This is a genomic window from Streptomyces sp. NPDC005004 (assembly GCF_053600675.1).
In genome coordinates, this window is record NZ_JBSGAH010000027.1 from 22,268 (window position 1) to 44,432 (window position 22,165).

13 protein-coding genes are annotated in these 22,165 nt (G+C 73.9%); 7 read left to right on the forward strand and 6 right to left on the reverse strand.

Features of this window, described 5'->3' with window-relative positions:
• Window positions 1-288 precede the first annotated feature (288 nt).
• The 7 genes from ACWEEU_RS27995 to ACWEEU_RS28025 all read left to right on the forward strand — a co-directional run bounded on the left by ACWEEU_RS27995 (window position 289) and on the right by ACWEEU_RS28025 (window position 12,474).
• Complete coding sequence (locus ACWEEU_RS27995) at window positions 289-1,707, forward strand: HEAT repeat domain-containing protein (protein ID WP_451735944.1); 1,419 nt, start codon at window positions 289-291, stop codon at window positions 1,705-1,707.
• 173 nt (window positions 1,708-1,880) lie between these two features.
• Entirely contained in the window at window positions 1,881-3,005 is a 1,125-nt protein-coding gene (locus ACWEEU_RS28000) for a glycosyltransferase family 4 protein (protein WP_451735947.1), read from the forward strand.
• Window positions 3,002-4,231, forward strand: coding sequence for a glycosyltransferase (locus ACWEEU_RS28005; protein WP_451735950.1), 1,230 nt, complete (start codon window positions 3,002-3,004; stop codon window positions 4,229-4,231). The genes ACWEEU_RS28000 and ACWEEU_RS28005 overlap by 4 nt, the downstream gene beginning before the upstream one ends.
• Window positions 4,228-5,148, forward strand: coding sequence for an SGNH/GDSL hydrolase family protein (locus tag ACWEEU_RS28010; protein ID WP_451735953.1), 921 nt, complete (start codon window positions 4,228-4,230; stop codon window positions 5,146-5,148). The genes ACWEEU_RS28005 and ACWEEU_RS28010 overlap by 4 nt, the downstream gene beginning before the upstream one ends.
• A 115-nt stretch (window positions 5,149-5,263) precedes the next feature.
• On the forward strand, window positions 5,264-6,790 hold the full coding sequence (locus tag ACWEEU_RS28015; RefSeq protein ID WP_385745508.1) for a hypothetical protein: 1,527 nt from the start codon (window positions 5,264-5,266) through the stop codon (window positions 6,788-6,790).
• A gap of 115 nt (window positions 6,791-6,905) precedes the next feature.
• Entirely contained in the window at window positions 6,906-7,781 is an 876-nt protein-coding gene (locus tag ACWEEU_RS28020) for a hypothetical protein (protein WP_385745510.1), read from the forward strand.
• A gap of 70 nt (window positions 7,782-7,851) precedes the next feature.
• Window positions 7,852-12,474, forward strand: coding sequence for a hypothetical protein (locus tag ACWEEU_RS28025; RefSeq protein ID WP_451735957.1), 4,623 nt, complete (start codon window positions 7,852-7,854; stop codon window positions 12,472-12,474).
• A gap of 64 nt (window positions 12,475-12,538) precedes the next feature.
• Here ACWEEU_RS28025 and ACWEEU_RS28030 read toward each other — a convergent pair whose 3' ends face one another.
• The 6 genes from ACWEEU_RS28030 to ACWEEU_RS28055 form a co-directional block, all read right to left on the reverse strand.
• Window positions 12,539-14,089 (reverse strand): GMC family oxidoreductase, encoded by a 1,551-nt coding sequence (locus tag ACWEEU_RS28030; protein ID WP_451735960.1) that lies wholly within the window; start codon window positions 14,087-14,089, stop codon window positions 12,539-12,541.
• Between the two features lie 27 nt (window positions 14,090-14,116).
• Complete coding sequence (locus tag ACWEEU_RS28035; RefSeq protein ID WP_451735963.1) at window positions 14,117-15,682, reverse strand: APC family permease; 1,566 nt, start codon at window positions 15,680-15,682, stop codon at window positions 14,117-14,119.
• Between the two features lie 65 nt (window positions 15,683-15,747).
• Window positions 15,748-16,899, reverse strand: coding sequence for an aromatic ring-hydroxylating oxygenase subunit alpha (locus ACWEEU_RS28040; RefSeq protein WP_451735966.1), 1,152 nt, complete (start codon window positions 16,897-16,899; stop codon window positions 15,748-15,750).
• A complete protein-coding gene (solA, locus tag ACWEEU_RS28045) occupies window positions 16,896-18,101 on the reverse strand; it encodes an N-methyl-L-tryptophan oxidase (RefSeq protein WP_451735969.1) in 1,206 nt (401 codons plus the stop codon). Before solA ends, ACWEEU_RS28040 begins: the two co-directional genes overlap by 4 nt.
• A gap of 89 nt (window positions 18,102-18,190) precedes the next feature.
• The gene (locus ACWEEU_RS28050) at window positions 18,191-20,707 is read right to left on the reverse strand and encodes a GcvT family protein (protein WP_451735972.1); all 2,517 of its coding nucleotides are present in this window, start codon (window positions 20,705-20,707) and stop codon (window positions 18,191-18,193) included.
• Window positions 20,708-21,001: 294 nt separating this feature from the next.
• A complete protein-coding gene (locus ACWEEU_RS28055) occupies window positions 21,002-21,868 on the reverse strand; it encodes an IclR family transcriptional regulator (RefSeq protein ID WP_451735975.1) in 867 nt (288 codons plus the stop codon).
• Between the last annotated feature and the right edge of the window lie 297 nt (window positions 21,869-22,165).

Sequence of the window (22,165 nt, forward strand, 5' to 3'; positions counted from 1 at the left end):
ACGGGGGAGCGGTACCAGCAGCGGGGGGAGGCGGTACAAGCCGCCGGAAATACGGTCGCGGCAGCACAGACCGCGGGTCATCATGACGACGTGATTCACGGACGCGGGGGCTGGGCAGGAGTTGCCGCACCACGCGGGCCGTGACGCGGTCCGCATGGGCCACCTACGAGAGGCAGAGAGAAATGGTCTTCGGCAAGCAAGAGACGGCGGGCGCTCCGACGTTGTGTCACGCGGCCAGGTAATGCGTGTTCCCCGGTTGCGTCGACGCTTGATGTGAGGCTGTTTCCCATGTTCGATCCGGTCATAGCGCCCAGCGGCACCCTGCTGGGCCTGTTGCAGAGGGGCCGCGGCGACGGCACCCTGCACGCGCTCACCGCCCCCCGCGCGGAAGCGCTCGAAGCCCTCGACCACTGCGTCCTCCACGACCCCCGCCACGACTGGCAGGTGGAGAACCGCTCCCTGTACTACGCCCGGCTCTACCTCGACCTGAACGGCGAGCTGGACGCCGTCGAGGCCCACCTCTTCGGCGCCGAGGACATCCTCGACCGCGACGAGTCCCGCACCGGACTCGCCCTCGCCGTCCTCGGCCACCTCGCCTCCTACGGCCGCCTGGACGCACTCGCGCTGCTGCGCCGGTACGCCGCCCACGGCACCAACTGGGCCTGGGCCCTGGACGAGCTGGCGCTGCGCGACGACGACGCGGGCCTGCGCGCCCTCGCCGCCCCCGTGCTCGCCCGCTTCCCCGCCGACCCGGCGGGCGACGCCGAGCTGGCCGCCACCGTGCGCGACGCCTTCGAACCCCGGCCCTGGCGGCTGTGGGCCGAGGACCCGCGCACGTCCATCGCCACCCGGGTGCGCGCCGCGCAGGAGGCGGGCAGTTTCGACCGCTGGCAGCGGCAGATGCGGCCCGCGGGACCGCGCCCCGGCTGGAGCGTGGCCGCCGTCCTGGACTGGGCCCAGCAGGGCCTGGAGCGCGGCGCCGCCCTCCACGTCCCCGCCGCCCGCTGTCTGGCCGCCGTGGCCGGACCCGAGGACCGCGCGGAGATCCTGGAGGCCGCCCGCACGGGCACCGAGGGCGCCCGCTGCACGGCCCTGCGCCATCTCGCCGACAGCGCGGACCCCGACGCCCTCCCGCTGATCGAGGCCGCCGTCGCCGACGGCAGCGCCGGGGTCGTCGAGGCCGCCGTCGACGCCTTCGAGCGGATGCGGACCGTGGCGGCCGTGGAACACGCGCGCCGCTGGGCCGAGCGGCCCGACGCGCTCGGCGCCGCCGCCGGACGCGTCCTCGCCTGCCGGGGCACCGCCCAGGACGGCGACCTCGTCCTCGGCGCCCTGCGCGAGGCCGTACGGGGCGAGGGACCCGACGCGCCCACCCTGTGGACCCTGGTCGACGGCGCCGGACGCCTGGGCATCGCCTGCGCGGCCCCCGTCCTGCGCCACGTCTACCGCGAGACGGCCTCCTCCCATCTGCGCGGCCGCGCCGCCGGCGCCCTCGCCGCCACCGACCCCTCCTTCGCCACCGGCTTCGCCGTCGAATGCCTGTGGGACTGCGAGGAGACCACCCGTGAACTGGCCGCCCGGCACGCCGAGACCGGCGACGCCCGCGTGGTCGAGCGCCTGCGCCGCCTCGCCGCCGACCCGGCCGAGGAGGCCGAGGTCCAGACGGCGGTCCGCAGCCGCATCGGACCGGACGCGCAGACCATGTGATCCCCTCGGGGCCGGCCGCACGCGACGGCCGGCCCCGCGCGCGGAGCGACGCCCTCCGGCTCTCCGCGCGGGCCACGCCTTCCGCCCCTTGCGGGGTCAACGCTCATGGGACGTTCCCCGCCCGGACAGATCGACGTCGACGCGGACACGTCTGGCATGGCGAGAACAGCCGTATGCGTGTCGTCATCGTGACCGAATCCTTTCCGCCCGATGTGAACGGCGTCGCCCACTGCGCCCACCAGACCGCCCGGCACCTGGCCGAGCGCGGTCACGCCCCCCTTGTCCTCGCCCCCGCACCCGCGCCCGGCACCCCGTACGGCCCGGAGCCGTACCCCGTCGTCCGCGTCCCCTCCCTGCCCCTGCCCGGCTACCCCCAGGTCCGTGTCGCGCTGCCCAGCAGACGCCTGGCCGCCGCGCTCACCGCGCACGGCGCCGACCTGGTCCATCTGGCCGGCCCCTTCGTCCTCGGCGTGCGTGGCATGGCCGCTGCCGCCCGCCTCGGCATCCCCGCCGTCGCCGTCTACCAGACCGACCTCGCCGGATACGCGCGCACCTACCTCGGCGCGGGTGAGGCGCCCGCCTGGCGACGCATCCGCGCCGTCCACTCCGCCGCCGATCTCACCCTCGCCCCCTCCACCGCCGCGCTATCCGACCTCGCCGCGCACGGCGTGCCCCGGCTGCGGCTGTGGCCCCGGGGCGTGGACACCGTCCGCTTCCGGCCCGACCGGCGCGACGAGACGCTGCGCCGCGAACTCGCCCCGAACGGCGAGCTGATCGTCGGCTACGTCGGCCGGCTCGCCCCCGAGAAGCGCGTCGACCTCCTCGCCGGGATCTGCGGTCTGGACGGGGTACGGGTCGTCGTCGTGGGTGACGGACCCAGCCGGGCGCACCTCACCGGGGCGCTGCCCGGCGCGGTGTTCCTCGGGCGCCGCGAGGGCGATGAACTCGCCCGGATCTTCGCCTCGTTGGACGTGTTCGCGCACACCGGCCCCTTCGAGACGTTCTGCCAGACCGTCCAGGAGGCAATGGCCAGCGGGGTGCCCGTGATCGCCCCCGCCGTCGGCGGCCCGCTCGACCTCGTCGACCACGGCCGCACCGGACTCCTGGTCCCGCCGGACGACGCGCCCACCCTGCGCGACGCCGTACGCGCCCTCGCCGCCGACCCGGCACTGCGCACGGCCTACGGCGCCGCCGGGCGCGCGGCCGTCGAACAGCGCACCTGGACGGCCGTGGGCGACCGCCTTCTCGCCCACTACGCCGACGTGCTCGCGGCCCGCCGTGCGGCGGTGGCGGCATGAGCGGCGGTGCGAACGCCCGGCCGCTGCGCATCGTGCGGCTCGCCAACTTCGTCGCCCCGGCCTCCGGCGGTCTGCGCACGGCCCTGCGCGAACTGGGCCGGGGCTATCGCCTCGCGGGCCACGAGCCCGTGCTCGTCGTCCCCGGCGCCCGGCACACCGACCGTGAGACCGAGCAGGGCCGCGTCATCACCCTCCCCGGACCTCTGCTGCCCGGCACCGGCGGCTACCGCGTCCTGACCGGACGGACCCGCGTCGCCGCCCTCCTGGAGGAGCTGGCCCCCGACCGGCTGGAGGTCTCCGACCGTACGACCCTGCGCTGGACCGGACGGTGGGCGCGGCGCGCCCGGGTACCGGCCGTCATGGTCTCGCACGAGACCGCCGACGGCGTGCTGCGCACCTGGGGCGTGCCCGAACACCTCTCCCGGCGGGGCGCCGACGCCCTCAACACCCGCACCGCGCACGCCTACACGCGCGTGGTGTGCACGACGGAGTTCGCCGCGCGCGAGTTCCTGCGCGTCGGCGCGCGCAACGTCGTCCGCGCCCCGCTGGGCGTCGACCTGACGGAACGGCACCCGGCGCTCCGGCAAGGGGGTCCGCGTGCGGCGTACGCGCGCGGGGACGAGACGCTGCTCCTGCTGTGCTCGCGGCTGTCCGTGGAGAAGCGGCCGGGTACGGCTCTCGACGCCCTGGAGGTGCTGCTGCGGCGTGGGCGGCGGGCGGTACTGGTGGTGGCCGGCGACGGCCCGCTGCGCGCCCGCCTGGAGACACGCGCGCGCCAAGGCGGGCTGCCCGTCCTCTTCGCCGGTCACATCGGCGACCGTGCCGCCCTCGGCGCGCTCCAGGCGGCCGCCGACGTGTGCCTGGCACCGGGTCCCGCCGAGACCTTCGGGCTGTCCGCGCTGGAGGCCATGGCGTGCGGGACGCCCGTCGCGGTGAGCGCGTCCTCCGCGCTGCCCGAGGTCGTCGGGTCGGCGGGCGCCGTCGCGACCGACCACGGCGCGGGGTTCGCGGACGCGGTGGAGACGCTGCTCGACCGGCCGGAGCGGGTACGGCGCGCGGCGGCACGCGCGCGTGCCGAGCGCTTCGGGTGGGGAGCGGCGGTGGAGTCGTTCCTGGCGGCTCACGACGCGCCGGTGCTCGGGGGCGGCACGCGTCGGCCCGGCAGGGGAGAGGACGCCGTACGGGAGCACGGCGTGGCGCGCGAGCGCGAGGAGGGCGCCGTATGAGAACCCTGCGCTTCGTGGCCCTCGGCGACTCGCTCACCGAGGGCGTGGGCGACCCCGCTCCCGGCGGGGCGCGCGGCTGGGCGGCCCTGCTGGCGGGCGGGCTGAGGGCGGCCCCCGGGCGGGTGGAGTTCGCCAACCTCGCCGTCAGCGGGGCCCGCGTCCGCGACGTGCTGCACCGGCAGACCCCGGCGGGGCTCGGGCTCCGTCCCGACCTGGTGTCCGTGGCTGTCGGCGTCAACGACACCTTGCGCGGCTCCTTCGACATCCACGAGGTGGCCGACGGACTCGACCGGATCTACGCCGCCTTCACCGATCAGGGCGCCACCCTGCTCACCCTCTGCCTGCCCGACCCCGGCACCCTCCTCGGCCTGCCCGCCGCGCTCGCCCGCCCGCTGGCCCGGCGGCAACGCGCCGTCAACGCCGTGACCCACGCACTGTCCGACCGGTACGGCGCGGTCCATCTGCACGCCCACGAGGGCGCCTGGCTCACCGACCCCGCCCTGCGGAGCGCCGACCGGCTGCACCCCGGCGAACGCGGCCACCGGCACCTCGCCGCCCGCTGCCACGCCGTACTCGCCCGCGCGGGCCTGGCCACCGGCGCCCCGCCGTCCCCCGACCCCGAACACCCCGCTCCGACCCGGGCCGCGCGGTTGTGGTGGCTGGCCACCGCGGGCACCGGCTGGGTGGCCCGGCGCTGCACCGACCTGCTGCCCGGACTGTTGCGCCTGGCCGCCGAGGAGACACGTCACGGGACGGGAGCCGAACTGGACGCCCGCGCGTCGGCGGAGACGGCGGGGGCGCTGGCCGCGCTGTCGTCCGTGCGGCCGTGGCCCGCACCCCGCACCGCCGTCCGGCGGGTGCCGGTGCGGCGGACCGGCTCCGATCCGGTTCACCCGATCCGGTCCCCGGCGCCATGACCCCTCGTACGAACGGCTCTTGACCGCCCCGCGCGGGCGGTCTCGCGCCGCTGTGACGCCCGTCGCTTCTGCGCCGTTTGGGTTGTTGTCAGATCGAGGACCTAATCTGTGCACCGTGACTTCGCCTGCAACGACGGACAGCGTTCCGCCCCAGCTCAGCGCGGCGCCGCGCCCGGCGCCGGGCCCCGCCGCCGACGAGGGCCTGGCGCGGCGGCTGCGCGCGCTCGCCTGCACCGCGCCGCTGCACGACCTGGACGCGCGCAAGGCCAACCTGGCCGGCGAGTACTCGGTGTACGGCATGGCCGAGGTGGCCCTGGCCGCCATCGACCTGGTCACGCTCAACATGGACTTCGACACGGGCGCCGACCACGACCAGATAGTGGCCCGGCTCGTCCCGCGCATCGCCGCCCAGGCCCCGCACCGCCCCGCCCCCGAGCACGAGCGCGTGGCCCGCTGGGTCCTGGAGAACCTGATCAACGTCGGCAGCGCCGACCGGGGCTTCCGCGCGGTCTACGGCACCTTCGCGGCGGACGGCAGCTACGTGCGCCGCGACTACGACTTCAAGCTGATCGAAGAGGTCCCCGGGCCCGGTGGCACCGTCTACCTGCGCACCACCGACGAGGCGGTCAACGTCCTCGTCGGCGCCCTGGACACCGACGTCACCAGCGCCCAGATCGCCGCCGAGGTCAAGCTGGAGGTGCTGATCAGCCGGGGGCGCCTCGCCGACGCCCAGCTCGCCGCCGAGCAGGCCCGCTACCGCACCGTGCAGTACTCCGAGACGCTGCGCCGCGCCCTGGAGGCCACCCGGCGCAACGTCCGCGCGGTCGACTGGCTCAACGCCGTGCCCGACATGATCGCCGAGGCGCTGGACCACGTGGCCGACCGCTACCGCCACGAGAACGCGATCCTCACCAACATCCGCAAGGCCCGCGACGAGACGGAGGAGCCCGAGCACAAGCGGCGCGCCGCCGAGCTGGTCGACATCGTCAAGGACTGCATCCGGCGGCACACCCAGCTCCAGTCGCGGTTGCTGGAGGCGGGGCCGCTGTTCCGCGCCGAGCAGGACCGTCAGGCCTTCGCCACGCCCACGGGGGCCGCCGGCATCGACCTGTACGGGCATCTCGTCGCGCCCGTGCTGCCGTTGCCGGTGGAGCAGGCGATCCGGGTCACCGACGCGTTCTTCGCGCGCGGGACGGGGTTGCGTACGCCGGTGTCCGTGCGGGTGGCCGACCTTGTGGACATTTTGCTTACGCCGCCTGTGGAGCGGGAGCATCTCGGGGCGGAGATGCCGGAGCCGGATCTCATTGCCACGCCGGACGACAGTCGGTTCAGTGAGGAGCAGTTGGGGGCGGCGATGGAGTTGCTTTCCTTGCCGCCGGACGCTCCGCGGCGGTTGTCCGGACTGCTCGCTGACGCGCGTCGGCAGGATCCCGAACTTCCTTATCTGGTCGCGCTGCTGGCTGTTCATGCGGCGAGTCCTCCGGTGGGTACGGCCTATCGGCAGGGTGAGGAGAAGCTGCTGTTCGCCGTGGACGACGGGACCGAGTTGGAGGACCCGGAGTTCGGTGGGGCGGATCTCATCGTGGGGACGGCTCTGTTGGATGCGGCGGGTATGGCTGCGGATCGGACGGAGGGGGCGTGATGGGTCTGCCGCCTGTGCGCGCGTGCGGGTTCGTTGCGGCGTGTCGCGCAGTTCCCCGCGCCCTTCATGGAGTTGTCCTGCCCCTCGTTTTCCAGATCACCAAGGAGCCTCAACCGTGACCGAGCCCGTCGAGTGGAGCGACGTCGAAGCCCCGGCGCCGTCGGCCGCCGCCGTTACCCCCGCCGACGCCGCCGACGCCGCTCGGCTCGTCGCCTTCGGGCTGCAGCCCAAGCTGCAGCCCGCGCGGGATCAGGAGTACACGGATCTGCTGCGCCGGTACCGGGAGGATCCGCCGTTCGCGCGGCTCGCTGATGCCGTGGCCAGTGGTCTCGGGCTCGTGGTGCTGGAAGTGTCGGCGCGGGCGGGGATGGCGGTGACGGCGGCGGAGGACTCGGTGTTCGCGGTGCGGATGGGCGACTACGCGCGCCGGACCACCGCCGACTCCGGGGACCGGTTCCTGCACGGGCTGGCACATCTGTCCGTCGCCGCACTGGCGTTCCCGCGTCCGGAGGACCTGGCCGACGACTCCTACATCGGGCGGGTGACCGTCAACGGCGTGGACGCCTTCGTACGGCAGGCGTGCCGGCGGCTCGAGGAGCGGGCGCAGGAGGAGGGGGAGAACACCGACCCGGCGACCGACGCGCCCGGGCTGGAGGCCGCGTGGCGGATCTGGGCGCGGCGCAGTGCCACCGGTGCCACCAAGGACGCCCGGCGTCCGGCCGCCTCCACCACCGGTATCGTCGCCAAGGCGCTCGGGTTCCTCACCGACTCCGGGTTCCTCCAGCGCACCGGGGACGAGGGCGGCGGCACCTACCGCACCACGCCCCGCTATCAGCTCCAGGTGCGCGACATGGCGGGCGGCGCGGCCCTCGCCGAGCTGCTTGAGCTGGGCATAGTCCCGGACACCGGCGCCGTTGCGAGCCTGCTGCCCGCCGAGGAGAGCGACGACCTCGACCTGGTCGCCGACGCCGGGCTGCCGTTCCACTCCTGACGGCACCCGGGCCCCGCCGCCCCCGACGCACCACCGCACCCTGTTCGAAGCCTTACGACGAGAGTCCGCCATGTACGAGCTGTCCCGCGTCCGCCTCTACTCCATCGGGCCCGCCGGCGCGCGTTACGCCGACACCGTGCTCGACATGCGCGGCGTGGGCGCCCCCGTGCCCGAGCCGGCGCCCGCCCAGGCGGAGTTCTTCGAGGAGGAGCCGTCGGGACCGCCGCGCCGCCCCGCGCCCGCGGGCGTGCTCTTCCTGGAGAACGGCGGCGGCAAGTCCGTCCTGCTGAAGCTGATCTTCTCGGTGATGCTCCCGGGCCACCGCAACACCCTCGGCGGCGCCAGCTCCGGCGTGCTGCGCAAGTTCCTGCTCGCCGACGACTGCGGCCATGTCGCCCTGGAGTGGCAGCACGTGCTGACCGGTGAGTGCGTGGTCGTCGGCAAGGCCAGCGAGTGGCGCGGCCGCCAGGTGTCCAACGACCCGCGCAAGTTCGCGGAAGCCTGGTACTCCTTCCGGCCCGGCCCCGGGCTCAGCCTCGACAACCTGCCGGTCGCGGAGGCCACCGCCGTACGACCGCCCGTCGAGGGCACCTCCGGCGCGCGGGGCCGCCGCCGCACCATGAAGGGCTTCCGCGACGCCCTCACCGAGTTCGGCAAGAACTACCCCCACCTGGAAGTGCACTGGGAGGAGATCCACGAGCGCTGGACCGAGCACCTCGGCGAGCTCGGCCTCGACCCCGAACTCTTCCGCTACCAGCGGGAGATGAACGCCGACGAGGGCGAGGCCGCCGGTCTTTTCGCGGTCAAGAAGGACTCCGACTTCACCGACCTGCTGCTGCGCGCCGTCACCGACACCCGCGACACCGACGGCCTCGCGGACCTGGTCAGCGGCTTCGGCAACAAGCTGGGGCGGCGCGCCGAACTCATCGCGGAACGCGACTTCACGGCGGGCTCCGTCGACCTGCTCGGCCGCATCGTGGAGTCCGCCGACGCCCGCGCCCGCGCCCGCGAGATCCACACGGGCGCCGAGCGCCGCACCCGCACCCTGGCCCGCAGGCTCTCCGCGCGCGCCGTGCGCGAGCGGGTCCGCGCCGCCGACCTCGCCCAGCGGGTCACGGCCGCCGCCTACACCGTCACCCACTCCGAGGGCGCCCGCGAGCGCAGCTCCCTCGTCACCGCCGAACTCGCCTACCGGCACGCCTCGCTGGCGCTCGCCGCCGCCGAGAAGGCCGCCGCCGCGCAGAAGCGCGAACTGGCCGACGCCCGGACCCTGTACTCCGCCTGGCAGGCCGCCGAGGCCGTGCTGCGCCACCGCGCCGCCGCCGACCGCGTCGCGCGCGTGTCCGCCGCGATCCAGGAGGCCGAACGCGACGCGGCCCCCGCGCTCGCCGCCCGCGCCAAGGCCGCTGTCGACCTCGTACGCGCCCTGCACGCCGCCGCCGAGCGCGCCGAGAGCCTCGCCAACGAGGAGGAGGAGCGCTCCGCCGCCCTCCAGGAGGCCGGTGACGGCGCCTACCGCGACTCCACCACCGCCGCCACCGAGGCCCAGCGCGCCCGCAGCGAGGCCGGACACCTGCGCCAGCGCCTCGAAGAGGTCGAGCAGGAGACGGCCGAGGCGGTCCGCGCGGGCTGGCTGGACGACAGCGCCCCGGACGCCGACCCGGCCCGCGCCGCGCTCGCCGCGAGCGACGCCGAGAAGACCACCGTCGCCGCCTGGGACGAGGCCCGCGAGGCGGCCCGCAGCGCCGTCGAACGCGCCCGCGAGGCCGCCGCCGCCGAGTCCCGCGCCGAACTCACCGCCGCCCGCGCCGCCGACGCCGCCACCGCCGCCGACCGCGCCCACCAGGCCGAACGCCGCCTGGCCGAGGCCCTGGCCGCCGAGGAACGCCTCGCGGAACTGCTCGGCCTGCCCACCACCCGCGCCGCCGTCCCCGCACAGCGCGACGGCGCCGAGGACGCCCACGACGACAGCGAGAGCCCGCTCGCCGTCGAGGAACTCGACCGGTACGCCGACGAGTTGAAGTCCCTCCTCGACGACGCCGTCTCCGCCGCCGAGCGCAGCCTGTTCGAGCTGCGCACCGCCGCCGCCGACGACACCCGCATCCTCGCCGCCCTCGGCGACGGCGGCCTGCTGCCGCCCGGACCCGACGTGCTGGCCACCGTCGAGTTCCTCGGCGAACACGGCATCCCGGCGCTGCCCGGCTGGCGCTACCTCGCCCAGTCCGTCGACCCCGCCGACCACGCGCGCGTGCTCGCCACCCGGCCCGAACTGGTCGACGGCGTCATCATCACCGACCCCGACACCCACGCCCGCGCCCGCGAGGCACTCGGCGACGCCGCGCTGCTCCCGCGCTCCGCCGTCGCCGTCGGCACCGCCGCCGCCCTGCTCGCGCCCGCCCCGGCCGCCGACACGACACCGGGCGACGTGTTCCTCGTCCCGCCGAACCCGGCCATGCACGACGAGTTCGCCGCCGACGAGGAGCGCCAAGCGCTGCGCGCCCGCGCCGCCGCCCGCGACGAGGAGATCCGTGCCCTCGCCGCCCGCCTCGGCAAGGACCGCGAACTCGCCGCCCGCCTCTCCTCCTGGCGCACCGGCTGCCCCGCCGGACGCCTCACCGAACTCGCCGAGACCGCCGCCGAGGCCCGCGCCTTCGCCGAGGAGACCGAGGCCGAACTCGCCGAGGCCCGCACCCTGCGCGCGGAGGCCGACGAGACCGCCGCCGAGGCCGTACAGCTCCGCGACGAACGGCAGGAGGCGGCACAGCGCGCCCGCCGCGCCGCCGACGCCCTCGCCGGACTCGCCCACCGGCTGCGCGAGCGCGCCGGATGGCAGCTCAAGCTGCGCGAACTGGCCGACGAGGCAGCCGAGTCCGAGGCCCGCACCCAGTCCTGCCTGGAACGCGCCCGCGCCGCCGACGAGGACCGCCGCGCCGCCCAGCGCGCCGCCGACGACGCGCGCCGCACCGCCCGCGCGCTGCGCGCCGAGCGCGCCGAGATCGCCGGCGCCCCCGACGACGTGCCCGAGGACACCGAAGGCGCCCCCGAGGCGTCGCTGCCCGCGCTGCGCGAGGCGTACCGTGCCGCCTCCCAGGTGTACGAGAAGGTAGGCGTCGGCGCCGACCTGCGCGCCGAACAGGCCCGCGCCGAGAGCGACGAGAGCGCCGCCCGCACCGAGCTCGACCGGCTCAGCAACAAGGTCCGCACCCGCGCCGAACAGCTCCTGACCTCCCCGGACGGCTCCGACGGCCCCTCCCGGCAGGCCGCCGCCGCACGCGCCGAGGAACTGGTCCAGCTCCTGGAGACCCGCATGTCGACCGCGAGCGAACAGCTCGGCCGGCTGCGCGGCGAGGCCGAACGGCACGCCCCCGAGGAGGGCGACGCCCACACCGAGCTGCCCGAGGAGCTGCTCCCGCGCGACGCCGAGCACGCCCAGGCCCTGCTGCGCACCGCCACCGCCGAACTCGCCTCCCGCGTCGAGGCGTTGACCGAGGCGCGCGACGCCCACGCCGAACTCCTCCAGGCTCACCGCGCCGCCGAGGACGGCGCCGCCGGGTTCGACGAGATCGCGGCCATGCTCCGCGACCTCCTGCGCGAGCAGACCACCCCCGAGGACGAGCCGGAGAACCCCGAGCCCTACCCGGGCACCCTGGACGACGCCCGCCAGGCCGCCGCCGACACCCGCCGCTCCCTGCGCGGCTGCGCCGCCGACCTCTCCGCCGCCGACGCCGCCGTCCGCGAGGCAAGCGACATCCTGGTCCGGCACGCCAACTCCACCCGCTACGAGCAGGTCCGCACCCCCGCCCGGCAGCAGATCCGCGAACTGCCCGCCTCCGCCCTGCCCGAGCACGCCCAGAAGTGGGCCGACGCCTTCGCCCCCCGGCTGCGCGTCCTCACCGACGAACTCGCCCAGCTGGAGCGCAACCGCGACTCCATCGTGGACCGCCTGCGCGGCCTCGTGGAGACCTCGCTGGCCACCCTCCGCTCCGCCCAGCGGCTCTCCCGGCTGCCCGAGGGGCTGGGGGAGTGGTCGGGCCAGGAGTTCCTGCGCATCCGTTTCGAGGAGCCCGACCAGGCGACCCTCACCGAACGCCTCGGCGAGGTCATCGACGAGGCCACCCGCGCCGCCGTCAAGAAGAACTCCGACCTGCGCCGCGACGGCATGTCCCTCCTCCTGCGCGGCGTCGCCGCCGCCCTCGAGCCGAAGGGCATCGCCGTCGAGATCCTCAAGCCCGACGCCGTGCTGCGCGCCGAGCGGGTGCCCGTCGGGCAGATGGGCGACGTCTTCTCCGGCGGCCAGCTCCTCACCGCCGCCATCGCCCTCTACTGCACGATGGCCGCCCTCCGCTCCAACGACCGCGGCCGCGACAAGCACCGGCACGCGGGGACGCTGTTCCTGGACAACCCGATCGGTCGCGCCAACGCCACTTATCTGCTGGAGCTTCAGCGGGCCGTGTCGGATGCGCTGGGCGTGCAGCTGCTGTACACCACGGGGCTCTTCGACACCACGGCGCTGGCCGAGTTCCCCTTGGTCATCCGGCTGCGGAACGATGCCGACCTCCGGGCCGGGTTGAAGTACATCAGTGTGGAGGAGCACCTCCGGCCGGGCCTGCCGCAGCCGCCGCAGGCGGGGGAGGCGCACAGTGAGATCACGGCGACGCGGATGTTCAAGCGGCCGGCCAGTGTGAATTCCTAGGGTGTGTGGGGAGCTGCGGGCCGTCCCCGGCTGGTCGCGCAGTTCCCCGCTCCCTTGAGGGAGTTCAGGCGTCCTCTCTCAGAAGGTCCGCGCATTTCTCGCCTATCACCATCGTCGTGATGCACGGGTTCACCGAGATCAGGTCCGGCATCACCGAACCGTCGGCCACCCGCAGACCCGCGATCCCCTTGACCCGCAGCCGTGGGTCGAGGGGGGCCACAGGGTCGTCCGCCCCGCCCATCCGGACCGTGCACGAGGGGTGGTACACGGTGTTGTGCGTCCGCCGGATGTACTCCAGCAACTCGTCATCCGTCCGCACCTCCGGACCGGGAGCCAGTTCCGCCCCCGCCCACCCCGCCAGCGCGGGCTGCTCCGCGATCCGCCGGGCCAGCCGCAGCCCGTACGTCATCACCCGCACGTCGTGCTCGTCGGTGAAGTAGCGCGGGTCCACCACCGGCTTGTCGCGGAAGTCTGGCGTGCGCAGCCGTACCGTCCCGCGCGACCTCGCCCGGGTCACGTTGGGGGTCAGACAGAACGCGTTCTCCGAGGTCGGATAGCCCCAGCGGACCGTGTTCATGTCGAACGGCACCGAGCCGTAGTGGAACATCAGGTCCGGGCGGTCAAGGCCCGGTTCCGTGTCGTAGAAGATGCCCGCCTCCCACCACTGGGTGGAGGTGGTGGGCATGGGCTGCCGGGCCTCCCACATGATGACGCCCTCCGGGTGGTCCTGGAGGTTCGCGCCGACGCCGGGGGAGTCCACGACCGGTTCGATGCCGGTCTCGCGGAGATGGGCGGCGGGGCCGATGCCGGAGAGCATGAGCAGCTTGGGGGAGTCGATCGAGCCGCAGGAGACGATCACCTCGCGGCGGGCGCGCACCGTGCGGGTGTGGACGAGGTCGGGGTCCAGATATTCCGCGCCCACGCACCGCCGCCCCTCCAGGAGCAGCCGTTTCGCCCGTACCCCCGTGCGCACCTCCAGGTTGGGCCGCTTGCCGAGCACCGGGTGGAGGTAGGCCACGGAGGAGGACTGGCGGACGTTGTTCTCGTCGGCGTTGATCTGGAACCAGTTGGCCCCGCGCACCACCGTCCGGCCCGAGTTGAACGGCACCGTCGGTATCCCCGCCTGCGCGCACGCCTTCAGCACGGCCGCGCCGCACGGGTCGGCGCCCTTGACCGTGCGCAGTCGCACCGGGCCGCCGCGGCCGTGGTGCTCGCCGGGCGCGTCGTTGTCCTCCACGCGCCGGTACAGCGGGAACAGGTCGGCCGCGCCCCAGCCCGTGCAGCCCCGGGCCGCCCAGCCGTCCAGGTCCTCGGCCGGGGCCCAGAAGGCGATGCAGGAGTTGTGCGAGGAGCAGCCGCCGAGGACCCTCGCCCGGGCATGGCGCAGGAAGCTGTTGCCGTTCTCCTGCGGCGCGACCGGATAGTCCCAGTCGTACCCGGACTCCAGCAGGCCCATCCAGCGCTCCAGGCGGAGCACGTCGTCCACGCCCACGTCGCTCGGTCCCGCCTCCAGCACGCACACCGTGACGGACGGGTCCTCCGACAGCCGGGCGGCGACGACATTGCCCGCCGTGCCGCCGCCGACCACCACGTAGTCGAACGTGTCGCCGCTCATCGCAACAGCCCTCCCCTGAGACGGAATTCAGTCGGCAGCCGGCGTGCTCCGCGTCGTGTCCGGCGCGGGCTCCTCCAGCCGGTGCCCGGCGAGCACCCCGGTGCGGTGGCGCTGCACGAACCAGTAGTAGGCGAACCCGCCCCCGGCGATCACGGCCACGAACAGCACCGCGCCCCAGCGCAGATACCAGTGGTAGGGCGCGGTCGCGTTGTAGACGGCGGCGCGAGGCCAGAGCAGGTTCAGCGTCATGCCCGCGCCCCACACCACCGCGACCACGTTGACGAACAGCCCCCAGCGGCCGAGCGAGAACTTGCCCTCGCCCGCCGGACGCCACTTGCCGCGCAGCCGGGCGACCAGCATCGGCGCGGTGACGCCCAGATAGGCGAGGTAGATCATCACGATGCCGATGCTGGTGACCACGGTGAAGATCTGCGGCTGGCGGATGTTGACCACCAGGATCGCCAGCGCCAGCACCCCGATGATCACCGCGGGCAGCACCGGGGTCCTGAAGCGCGGGCTCACCCGGGCCAGCAGCGCGGAGCCGGGCAGGTTGTTGTCGCGGGCCATCGCGAAGGCCAGCCGGATCGCCGCCGTGTGCACCGCGAGCGCGCACACCGTCACCGCGATCAGCACGCACCACAGCATCGCCTTGCCCGCCGTCGGACCGAGCACGTCGAGCACCACGTACTGGAGGCCGTCCGTGGACAGCTTGTCGCCCTTCAGGCTCGACACGCTCATCAGCGCGAGCAGCAGCACCAGACCGCCGAGCACGAAGGAGGCGACCACCGCGCGCACGATGGCGCGCGGGGCGTTGCGCGAGGGGTCGAGCGACTCCTCGCCCAGCGAGGCCGCCGTGTCGAAGCCGTACATGACGTACGCCGACGCCAGCGAGGCCACCAGGAAGGCGCCGAGATATCCGGCGCTGTGGCCGGAGCCGGTGCCGTTCGTGTGCAGCACGACGCCGGGGCCGCGCGTGATGTGCACGGCGAACGCGACGATTAGCACCACGCTCGCGATCAGCTCGATGAACACGCCCGCCGCGTTGATCGTGGCCATCAGCCGCACCCCGAAGGCGTTGACCAGCGTGGTGAACAGGATCAACACAGCGGCGAGCACGACCGCGTTGGTCGCCACGTCGTAGGTGCCCGTGCCGTCACCCACGAACTGGAAGACGGACGAGATCTGGGGCAGCGTCAGTTGATAGGCGAGGGCGACCGCCGCGATGGACACGATGGAGGCGATGAGCATCATCCACCCGGCGAGCCAGCCCAGATGCCGATTGCCCGTCTTCTTCGACCAGTTGTAGACGGAGCCCGCGACCGGATGCCGGGCGGCCAGCTCCGCGAAGCAGAGGGCCACCGCGAACTGGCCCAGGAACACCATCGGCCACGACCACCAGTAGGCCGGACCGCCGCTGCCGTAGCCGAAGTAGAAGAGCTGGAAGGTGCCGGTCAGGATGGAGATGTAGCTGATCCCGGCTGCGAAGGTGTGGAAGTTGCCCAGCGTGCGCTTGAGTTCGGGCCGGTAGCCGAACTCGGCCAGCTCGGCGTCGTCTTGGTGGTGTGAACCGGACGACGGCTCGGTGGTGGTCATCGGTCGTGCTCCTGGTGGGCCTGGAGAGGAGGAAGAGGCTGGGTGGATACCCGCTGATTCGCTTTTCAGTCACGGGAGTTGGCATCGAGCGCGGCCAGCACCCACGCGTGGAAGCCGCCGATGTGGTGCTCGCTCGGCACCAGCACCCCGCCCGCCCGGTAGGCGCGGGAGGACATCGCCGGCTGGGTGCGCTCGCACGCCGCGAAGTCCTGCTCGTTGACCCGGTGGAACAGCTCCACCGACTTCGACACGTCCGCCCCCGACGCCACCACCTCCGGCGCGTACAGCCAGTCGCACTCCACCACCGTGCGGTCCTCGGCCAGCGGGAACATCCGGTGCAGGATGACGTGGTCGGGCACGAGGTTCACGAACACCGTCGGCTTGACCGTGATCGCGTAGTAGCGGCGGTCCTGCTCCGCGCTCACCTCGGGGAGCTTGTCGAAGCCCGCGCTGCCGTCCACCGTGAAGCCCTCGACCCCGGTGCCGAACTCCGCGCCGTGGCCCACGTAGTACTGGGCCGCGTACCCCTGCGCGAACTCCGGGAGCACCTCGGTGAGTTCGGGGTGGATCGTGGCGCAGTGGTAGCACTCCATGAAGTTCTCGACGATGAGCTTCCAGTTGGCCTTCACGTCGTAGGTGACGCGCTTGCCGAGAGCGAGCCGCTGGGTGCCGTAGTGCTCGATGGCGGCCGGGTCGCCGAGCCGTTCGACGGCCGCGTGGACCACGGTGTCCTCGAAGGAGGGCGGCTCGTCGGCCAGGCAGACCCACGCGTAGCCGAGCCATTCGCGCAGGGCCACCTTGACCAGGCCGTACCGGTCCCGGTCGACGTCCGGCATCCGCACCAGGTTGGGCGCGGCGATCAGGCGCCCTTCGAGGTCGTACGTCCAGGCGTGGTACGGGCATTGGAGATTCCGGCGCACCTGCCCGGACTCCTCGGCGCACAGCCGGGCGCCCCGGTGACGGCACACGTTGAGGAAGGCCCGCAGCTCGCCGGTGCGGGTCCGGGTGACGACGACGCTCTCGCGGCCCACCTGGACCGTGCGGTAGGCGCCGGGGCGGTCCAGGTCGGCGGCGCGCACCACGCACATCCACATCGACTCGAACAGAGCCGCCTGTTCGCGCCGGAAGATCTCCGGGTCCGTGTAGTGGCCGCCGGGGAGGGTGGCGGCCAGGCTCGGGGGGAGGGGGTCTGCCGGGGAGATCGGGGTCGTCGTCACGGGCGGTCTCCCGGGTCGGGGGCGGCGGCCTGCTCGGGGGTGGCGGTCCTGCCGGGCGAGGTGCTGAAGCGGGTGGGGTCGAACAGGCCGACCGGGTGCGCGGTCCCGCCGGTCAGCGCGAGGTCGGCCAGGATCTCGCCGACCACCGGTACGAACTTGAAGCCGTGCCCGGAGAACCCGCAGGCCACGGACACCGACTCGGGGTGCGCGGGGTGGCGGGCGATCACGAAGTGCTCGTCGGGCGTGTTGGAGTACATGCACGTCGCGGCCTTGAGGAAGGTGCCCGGCAGGTCCGGGACACAGCGGGACATGTGGTCCGCCATGGCCCGCACCTCGTGCTCGTGCACCGTCCGGTCGATGGTCTCCGGCGTGGTGACCTGGCCCTTCCTGAAGAAGGCGACCTTGGCGCCGAGTCGGGGCCCGTCGATGGCCGGGAAGCCGTAGACCTGGACGCCTCGCACGTCCTCCCAGATGTAGACGGGGTGCCGCTCGGGCACGAACGGCTCCGTGCCGCCCCTCGGCTGGAACCAGTACATGACCTGCCGCTCCACGGTGACCGGCACCCCGAGATCGGCAAGGAGCTGCGGCGCCCACGCCCCGGGGCAGATCACCAGCTGTCCGGCCGTGTACGACGCACGCGCGGTGTGGACGCGTACGCCGTCCCCGTACGGCTCCCAGCGCAGCACCGGCTCCTCGAAGCGCAGGTCGGCGCCCTGAGCGGCGGCCAGCTCCAGATGAGCGGAGACCATGGCCTCGGGGCGGACCAGGCCGGCCTTCGCCTCGTACAGCGCCACCTCGTCGTCGTACGGGTTCAGGGTCGGAAAGCGGCGGCGGATCTCCTTGGCGTCCAGCAGCTCGTGCGGCAGGTCCCACTCGGTGGCCGAGCGCAGCGAACCGGCGACCGTGCGCGAGTCGGACGGGCCGACCATCACACCGCCGCACAGGGTCGCGATCTCCCGGCCGGTGGCCCGCTCCACGTCCTCGTACAGCTCGTAGGCGCGCAGCAGCAGTGGCACGTACGCCGGGTCCTCGAAGTACGACTGCCGGGTGATCCGCGAACCGCCGTGGCTGGAGCCCCGGTTGTGCGCCGGGCCGAACTTCTCCAGGCCCAGTACCCGGGCGCCGCGCGCGGCCAGATGACGGGCGGCGGCGCTGCCCATGCCGCCAAGACCGATGACGATCACGTCGTGAGCGGGGGACACGGTGCGGACCTCCTGAGGGGGGACGGTTCTGCGGCGGGCCGGTCGTGGGTGCGGACGGCGGCGGACGGGTCTGCCGGAAGCGGGTCCGGTCAGCGGCGGATGCGGCTCATCCCCGGGTCGAACAGCGGCTCCTCGGCCACCGTCGCCGGAAGCTTCTCGCCGAAGTACTCGATGTGCACGCCGGTGCCCGGGGCGAGCCCGGCCGGCAGCCACGCGTAGGCGATGCACCGGCCGAGCGTGTAGCCGTAGGCGGCGCTGGTCACGTACCCCGCCGGGACCCCGTCGAGGTGCACGGGCTCCTTGCCGAGGACCACGGCGGCGGGGTCGTCGAGGAGAAGCGGGGTCAGCGCGCGGGTGGGTCCGGGCCGGGCGCGCAGGGCCTCCTGCCCGGTGAAGTGCTCCTTGTCCATGCGGACCGCGAAGCCGAGTCCCGCCTCGTAGGGGGTGTCTTCGGTGGTCATGTCGGTGCCCCAGGCACGGTAGCCCTTCTCCAGCCGCAGTGAGTTGAAGGCGGAGCGGCCCGCGGCGATCACCCCGAGGTCGCGGCCCGCCTCCCACAGGGTGTCCCAGAGCCGGAGCCCCAGGTCGGCGGTCGTGTACAGCTCCCAGCCGAGTTCCCCCACATAGCTCAGCCGCAGCGCCGTGACCGGCACGTGTCCGAGGTACGTCCGCTTGGCGCGGAAGTAGCCGAAGCCCTCGTGGGAGAAGTCGTCGCCGGTCAGCGGCTGCACGAGGTCGCGGGCGAGCGGGCCCCAGACACCGACGCAGCAGGTGCCGGACGTGATGTCCCGGATGTGGACTCCCGCACTCCCGGCTTCGCTCGAGCGGGAGGGACCTCCGGTGGGGGCCTGTCGGAGGAGGTGGTCGAGGTCGGCGGGGGAGTTGGCGCCCACCTGGAAGTGCTCGGGACCCAGGCGGGCGACGGTGAGGTCGGAGCGGACGCCGCCGGACTCGTCCAGGAGCAGGGTGTAGGTGACCGCGCCGGGCTTCTTGCGGAGGTTGTTGCTGGTCAGGCGGTCGAGGAAGGCGAGCGCGCCGGGGCCGGTGACCTCCAGGCGGCGCAGCGGGGTCATGTCGTAGAGGGCGACGCGCTCACGGGTGGCGCGGGCCTCGGCGACGGCGACGGGGGACCAGTGGCGGGCGGCCCAGGGGTCGCGCGCCGGGAGGTCCGCGAGGGCGCCGAGGACCCCGGGGGCGCCGGGTGTCTCTCCGCCCCCGAGCTCCGCCACCAGTGGCGCGTTCGCCTCGTACCAGTGCGGGCGCTCCCAGCCGCCGCCCTCCAGGAAGTACGCGCCCAGCTCCTGCTGGCGTGTGTAGAAGGGGCTCACGCGCAGGGGCCGTGGCCGCTCCATCGGCTGGAGGGGGTGGATGACGTCGTACACCTCGACGAACTGCTGTGAACCGCGTTCACGGACATACCCCTGTGAACGCTGTGCCTCCTCGAACCGCGTGACATCGCAGTCGTGCACATCGATCGACGGCCGCCCGTCAACCATCCACTCGGCCACCGCCCGCGCCACACCGGCCGAGTGCGTCACCCACACCGCTTCGGCCAGCCAGAACCCGCGCAACTCCCGGGACTCCCCGAGCACCGGCATCCCGTCCGGGGTGAAGGAGAACACCCCGTTGAACCCGCTCTCGATCTCCGTCTCCCGCAGCGCGGGCAGCAGCCGTCGGCACTCCGCCCAGCTCGGCTCCCAGTCCTCGTCGGTGAACGGGTACGAGGACGGCATGTCACGCCCCGCCGCCCGCGCCGCGTCGTACGCGGGCACCGCGAACGGGTCCACGGGCAGCGGCCGGTGCGCGTACGAGCCGATGCCGATCCGGTCGCCGTGCTCGCGGACGTACAGGTCGGCGTCCTGGAAGCGCAGGATCGGCCGCGTCGCCTCGGCCGTCGCCCCGCTCAGCTCGGGCAGCGGACGGGTCCGGGCGTACTGGTGCGCCAGGGGCTGCAACGGCACCTCGACCCCGGCCATCCGTCCCACGACCGGACCCCAGAACCCGGCCGCCGACACCACATGGTCGGCCGCGAAGAAGCCCCGGTCGGTGTGCACTCCGGTGACCCGGCCGTCCTCCCGCTCGACACCCGTCACCGTGTGCCGGTCCAGGAAGCGGGCACCCCGCGCGACCGCCCGGTCCATCTGGGCGCGGGAGGCGAGCACCGCGCGGGCCAGCCCGTCGCCGGGGGTGTGGAAGCCGCCGAGCACCACCGACTCGTCGAGCAGCGGCCAGAGTTCCTTGCAGCGGGCCGCACCGACCACCTCGCCGGGGACGCCCCAGGAGGCGGCGAACCCGGCCCGGCGATGCAGGTCGGCCAGGCGTTCCGGGGTGGTGGCCAGCTCCAGACCGCCGACCGGCTCGAAGCACGGCACACCGCCCACGTCGAGCGAGGAGAACTTCTCGACGGTGTACGCGGCGAACCGCGTCAGCGTCCGCGACGGACCGGTACGGAAGACGAGCCCCGGTGCGTGCGAGGTGGAACCGCCCGGCGCGGGCAACGGCCCCTGCTCCAGCACGGTGACGTCCGTCCAACCGCGCGCGGTCAGCTCGTCCGCCAGGGAACAGCCGACGATCCCGGCTCCGACGACGACCACCCGGGGTGTCACGGAACCACCGTCGGACACGGCACCACGCCCCGCTCCGGGCGGCCGGGGACAGCGGTGAAGACACAGACGGAGACACAGACCTCGTGTGGCACGACAGGCTCCTCTCCTGTTGCGCGGTGCACGATGGGTTGCGCGATGAGGAACATAGTGAGAACGCCCTCACCGGACCGTCAAGGGGCGCGCGTTAACCCTTGGCAAAAGGAATCCGACGGCCGAAACCTGCCGGACACACCACCGCGCGGGGCCGGAAAACCGTGCCCCGCGCGGGTGTTGACCTTGTGAATCGACGCTGCGTCAGAAGCCGTACCCCATCCGCCGGGACAGCTCGGCGCCCGCCGCCACGGCCCGCTTCGCCACCTCCGGCAGCCGGTCCGCGGTCAACCGGTACACCGGCCCCGACACCGTGATCGCCGCGATCACCTTGCCGTCGTGGGAACGGACCGGCGCTGCCACGGCGGCAAGGCCCAGCTCCAGCTCCTCGACCGTCATGGCGTAGCCCTGCTCCACGACCGCCTCCAGTTCCGCCCGCAGCATCGCCGCGCCGGTGACCGTCCGCTCGGTGAAGCGGTGCAGCGGGCGGGCGAGCAGGCCCTCGCGCAGGGTCGGGGGCAGATGCGCGAGCAGCACCTTGCCGCTGGAGGTCGCATGCAGGGGGCTGCGTCTGCCGAGCCAGTTCTGCGCGGTCACCGAGGCGGTGCCCCGGGCCTGCATGATGTTGACGGCCGCGTCGTCGTCCAGGACCGCGATGTTCACCGTCTCGCCCAGCTCGTCCGCCACCTCGCGGCAGACCGGCACGCCCTCCTGCGAGATGTCGAGGCGTACGGCCGCCGCCCCGGCCAGGCGCAGCACCCCGGCGCCGAGGTAGTACTTGCCCCGGTCCTTGGCCTGGGCCACCAGGCCCCGGTTCTCCAGGACGCCGAGCAGCCGGAACGCCGTGGACTTGTGCACGTCCAGCTCGTCGGCGATCTCGGTGACCCCTGCCTCGCCGTGCCGGGCCAGGATCTCCAGCACGCTGACCGCGCGGTCCACCGACTGCACCGCGCCGGCGCCGCCCCGTCCACCGCCGCGTTCCTGGGCGGCATCACCCCCGCCCCGCTCCTGAGCGCTGCCCTCCGCCGTGGTCGCCCCGTCGCGGCCGGAGCGCTTCTGCGTGCGGCTCATGGCTCAACTCTCCCCATCGCCGGCCCGGTTCGGGCCGCATCTGCGGGAAGCCCTTGACGCGACGGTCCTCCCGCGCGGATTCTGTTGCGCACAGCGCAGGAACGTGCGCCATACGGAACATCATGTTACCGAAGCGTCGGTATCCCGGAAGGGCTCCGGCCGCCCGGTGTCGACGGCACGTCATGTCTTCACATCCGCGCCTTCACATCCCCGTCTACGCAGCGCCGTCCCCGCTCCACCGCCTCCACGGCCCGGTCCTCGCGGCCCGGCCTCGGCGGTTCCGCTTCCGTCTCTCCG